General features: G+C 72.1%; 4 protein-coding genes. All 4 read left to right on the plus strand.

Annotated features, from left to right (window positions below; all coding sequences use genetic code 11):
- Positions 1–201 precede the first annotated feature (201 nt).
- Positions 202–528 carry a DUF4235 domain-containing protein gene (locus ACFRCR_RS18150; RefSeq protein WP_377679542.1) on the plus strand — a complete coding sequence of 109 codons (327 nt, stop codon included), beginning with the start codon at positions 202–204 and terminating at the stop codon, positions 526–528.
- A gap of 85 nt (positions 529–613) precedes the next feature.
- Positions 614–1,234, plus strand: a complete 621-nt coding sequence (locus ACFRCR_RS18155) for a hypothetical protein (RefSeq protein ID WP_377679543.1) — start codon at positions 614–616, stop codon at positions 1,232–1,234.
- Between the two features lie 141 nt (positions 1,235–1,375).
- On the plus strand, positions 1,376–1,996 hold the full coding sequence (locus ACFRCR_RS18160; RefSeq protein ID WP_377679545.1) for a dihydrofolate reductase family protein: 621 nt from the start codon (positions 1,376–1,378) through the stop codon (positions 1,994–1,996).
- A gap of 129 nt (positions 1,997–2,125) precedes the next feature.
- Positions 2,126–2,806 (plus strand): hypothetical protein, encoded by a 681-nt coding sequence (locus ACFRCR_RS18165; protein ID WP_377679547.1) that lies wholly within the window; start codon positions 2,126–2,128, stop codon positions 2,804–2,806.
- Positions 2,807–2,880 lie beyond the last annotated feature (74 nt).

Consider the following 2,880-nt stretch of genomic DNA (forward strand, 5'->3'; position numbering starts at 1 on the left):
GTCGCCCGGTCGCCCGGTCGCCCGGTCGCCCGGTCGCTCGGCCGAACATGCGGTCGACGTCGCTCGAGCATGCGGTTGGCGTTCGGAACGACGCCGATACCGACGCCAACCTCATGCTCGCCACCGATGGGGGGTGGGGTACCCCCGGGCACGGGTGGTTCCCGCCCTGCGACCGAACCGCTCCCGCGTTAGCGTCGAAGGATGAGCGACGCCACGATCGACCACGTGTCCGACCACACCGAGGAGCACGGCGGCACGGCCGCGAAGATCCTGTACCGGCCGTTCGGGCTGATCAGCTCGATCGTCGGCGGCCTGGTCGCGGGCCAGGTCTTCAAGCAGGTCTACAAGCGTGTCTCCCCGGGCCACCGCAAGGATGCGCCCACTCCGCTCCAGTCCGAGTACCCGCTGCGCGAGATCCTGATCGCCGCCCTGATCCAGGGCGCGGTCTTCTCGGGTGTCAAGGCGCTCATCGACCGTGGTGGGGCGCGGGTCTTCCAGAAGTGGACAGGGGAGTGGCCGGGCGACTGAGTCCCCGGAAAGGGGCGAGGCGGCGGTCGACGACCAGGCGCCAGACAGGGCGTGCTGTGCGAACCCGATGGTGGATACTGCACGCGTGATCACTCTGCGTCCCGTGCTCGAGGTCCCCGGCGACGAAGGGTTCGCCCTGTGGCCCGTTGCGCAGACCGGGTGGTTCCTGCCGCTCGACGGCTCGCTCAGCCCGGCGGAGATCGGGTCAGCGGTGATGGCCGTCGCGAAGGCGTGCTCGCCGCGCGCCGCGGAGGGCTCACCGCCACCTGCCGGAGACCAGGTCGAGGCCTTTCTCCACGGCATGCTCACGGCTCAGCGGGTGTCGGCCTTCGGAGGCTTGAGCCTCGAGGACTCCCTGACGGGGGTGTCGGTGGATCCCGGCTGCTGCCTCGCGCTGGGCGAGTGGCGGGGCTGGTTCGGGCTGCTGGAAGGGACGGGGGCCTACCTGGGGCACAGCCCTTCCCCCGGGAGCGAGCTCGTCGACGGCGTCGTGCGGATGACGGCGGACACGGAGGAGGCCGACAGCCCGACGCTCGACGTCCCCGTGGCCGACCTGCGTCGCCTGCTGGCCGGCGTGGAGCGTGACCTGACCGACTTCGTGGGGGCGGTCTCCGACTGGGCCGCGCACCATGCCCCGAGCCGGGCGTCCGACGTCGTCGCGGTCCTCGCCCGCGCGCTGGACGTCCCGGTGCCGTCCCCGTCCTGACTGGCGCCAGGCCCGACGGCGCCGTGCACCTGCGCGCGCCCCAAGCCCTTTCGCATGCCACGGTGGGACCAGGGGACCGATGACTTCGCGGCCCGGTCCTGGTCCAAGCGACGTACCGGCAGACTCCCGAAAGGACCCATCATGGCCAAGCTCGTCTCGACCCTGTTCATCTCGCTCGACGGCGTGGCCGAGATCGACCCCGCCTGGCACTTCCCGTACTTCGACGAGCACATGGGTGCGGCCGTCGACGAGGACTACTCCGGCGTCGACACCCTGCTCCTGGGGCGCGTCACCTACGACAGCTTCGCGGGGGCGTGGCCGGGGCGCGAGGAGGCCGGGGAGGAGGACGCCGCGTTCGCGAAGCGGCTCGGTGACGTGCGCAAGATCGTCGCGACCCGCGGCGACGCGGACCTCGGTTGGCGTAACACCGAACGCATCGAGGGGGACCTGGTCGAGTCCGTGACCACGCTCAAGGAGACCCCCGGGATCGCGAAGGTCCTCGTCGCGGGGTCGCTCTCGGTGGTCCGCCAGCTCCTCGCGGCCGGGCTCGTGGACGAGCTGAGCCTGCTCGTCCATCCGGTCGCCGCTCGCAAGGGCGAGCGGCTCTTCGACGAGGGAGAGCCCATCTACCCCCTGCACCTGCTGCGCTCCGAGGTCTTCCCCACGGGGGTCGTGCACCTGGTCTACGGTCCGAGCGTCCTGCCGGGGAGCGAGGACTACGAGGACGTGAAGGACAAGGTGCCCGGCGGCGCGGAGGGCTGACCACCCCGTTCGGCCGGGGCACCGGGCGCAGGGCCGTTCCCGACGGCGAGGCGCCGCCGTCGAGCCCGGTGGGCCGCGTCGGCCGCGTCTCGACCGGACCGCTACCGACCATATGGTTGGATTTGACCGGTGAACTCGTTGCGGAGGCATGTCCTCACTGTTGTCCTGCCCGGTGTGCTCGGTGCGACCCTTCTGACGGGGTGCGCGTCACCCACGGACGCCGGCGGCGAGGGTCCGGCGACCGACGCTCCCGCCCCCGCTGCGGCCACGCAGACCCCGTCGGCGTCGGGGGCGTGCGACCTGATCGGTGCCGACCAGGTGACCGCGCTGGCCGGACAGTCCCTCGACGGCCCGTTCGAGACGACGGTCGCAGGCAGCGTCGAGTTCCCCGCCTGCGTGTGGGGTGACCCGGCGGGCGCCACGGTCCAGGTCTCGCGCATCCCGGCCGAGGACTGGGCACAGCAGCTGCCCGAGATGCTCCAGCAGCTCGAGGCCACCGGTCTCGTCGACGACGCGGAGAACACCCGCAAGATCCGCGAGGCGTCCGCGCTCGTCGGCACGGGCGAGAAGCTCGACGCGGTGCAGGCGTGCGAGATCTTCTCGACGACGATCGAGATCGCGGGCGGTGAGCCGGGCCGGACCGAGACGGTCAACATCGTGCCCTCGCTCGAGGACCCGCAGGCGCTCACGGGCCAGTCGTGCCGTGACGGGGTCTTCTCGTCCGTTCTCGTCATGAAGGACGGGATCACGGGTGCCGCCGAGGAGGTCGCGGTCGTCGAGCGGGCGCTGGCGGCGGTGGCGACCCACTAGCGGCCGGGATCCCGGCGCACCCGCACCCGCCTCCCGGCTCCCGGCGCCCCCGGCGCGCGAGAACGGGGTTGAGG

The sequence above is a fragment of the Oerskovia sp. NPDC056781 genome (genome assembly GCF_042789955.1).
Taxonomy (GTDB): domain Bacteria; phylum Actinomycetota; class Actinomycetes; order Actinomycetales; family Cellulomonadaceae; genus Oerskovia; species Oerskovia rustica.

Bases quoted from the DNA above. Each gene is read 5' to 3' on its own strand.
- ACFRCR_RS18150 (WP_377679542.1), top strand. From the start codon at position 202: ATGAGCGACGCCACGATCGACCACGTGTCCGACCACACCGAGGAGCAC.
- ACFRCR_RS18160 (WP_377679545.1), top strand. From the start codon at position 1,376: ATGGCCAAGCTCGTCTCGACCCTGTTCATCTCGCTCGACGGCGTGGCC.